Source organism: Parasutterella muris (assembly GCF_009767915.1).
GTDB classification, from domain to species: Bacteria; Pseudomonadota; Gammaproteobacteria; order Burkholderiales; family Burkholderiaceae_F; genus Parasutterella; species Parasutterella muris.
Map to the genome: position 1 here is coordinate 1 of NZ_WSRP01000097.1, position 1,384 is coordinate 1,384.

General features: G+C 45.6%; 1 protein-coding gene. It reads left to right on the forward strand.

Annotated elements, in window-relative coordinates; genetic code table 11:
• On the forward strand, positions 1 to 1,332 hold a 1,332-nt coding region (locus E5987_RS12695), incomplete at its 5' end, for an ISNCY family transposase (protein WP_160336433.1).
• Between the last annotated feature and the right edge of the window lie 52 nt (positions 1,333 to 1,384).

The following is a 1,384-nucleotide window of genomic DNA, read 5'->3' on the forward strand; positions in this document are numbered from 1 at the left end:
AAAAAGCCTTCGGCTAAGAAGTTCACGCCGGAGCAGAAAGCCAATGTGCTCAGACAATATGAACTTCGATTAATCACGCAAGGCACTGCATGTCAGATTTTAGGGGTCTCATCTGCTACGTTGTTTCGTTATCTGAACAAGCTCGGCAAGGGCGGAGTTGCAGGCTTATGTCATGGCAACACAGGGAAGAAGCCCTACAACAGAATGGAAGAGTCTCAAAGGAGACAAATTACTCACCTAGTGTGTACAAAGTATCGAGATTTCCAGCCGGCATTAGTGTGCAAATACCTATTTTGCGATGAAGGGATCTCTGTCTCAGAAGAATTCATACGAAAGATAATCAAGAGTAACGAGGGAGCAAGGGCCGGCAAAGGGCTTGAAGAATCTCACCCGCTGAGAAGGCGCAGAAACCGCTTTGGTGAGTTAATTCAGATAGATGGAAGTCCCCATCGATGGTTCGGCGAAGACAAAGAGCCTTGCTCTTTACTGACGTTCGTAGATGATGCCAGCGGCAAAATCACAGCTGCCGGATTTTTTCCTACAGAAACAACGGAAGGATATCTTTGCCTAATACAACAGCACGTGCTTAACTACGGCATTCCGCTCGCTTTCTACAGCGACAGACACAGCATATTCACAGCAGCCCCCGGAGAGGACAGAAAACCGACTGTAACTCAATTTCAGAGGGTGTGCAGCCTCTTAGGAATTGAATCCATCCTCGCTCTAACGCCTCAGGCAAAAGGTCGCGTAGAGCGTTTAAATCAAACTCTGCAAGGGAGATGGCCGAAAGAATTCAAGCTAAGGGGCATCGGGGATATTACAACGGCAAATCAACACATTAAAGAATTCATTAGTGAATTTAACGAGGGATTCGGCGTTAAGCCGTTTAATACAGAGGATGCGCATATCCCATTGCCCAAAGGTCTGAGCGCCAAAGACATAAGGCGCATATGTACTCCATGGGAAACGAGAGTTTTATCTAAGCAGCTAACGGTCGGGTACAAAAATTTAATTGTTCAGATACAGGGAGCTTCAAGATACAAACTGCAAGGAAAGGAAATTCAAATTATTGATTATGGCGATGGAGAGCTAGAAGTAATCTATGAAGAGAAGCTGTTGCCGTTCAAAATAACGACAAGGAATCAGTTGACTACTTTTGAACCATACGAAGAAACGCCTAAAACTATAGATCGTCGATTAGATGAGATTAGCCGAAAGGAACTAGATCGAAGAACACATTGGATAAATAAGCGATTGGAGAAAGCCAGAAAAGCCCTGGATCTCAAAGAGGAAATGCTCCGGGCGGCAGAGGAGGTAAGCGCTGAGAAATAATTTTTTAGGATGGGGTATGCCGCTTCGCTACGCTCCGCAGCATACCCCATCC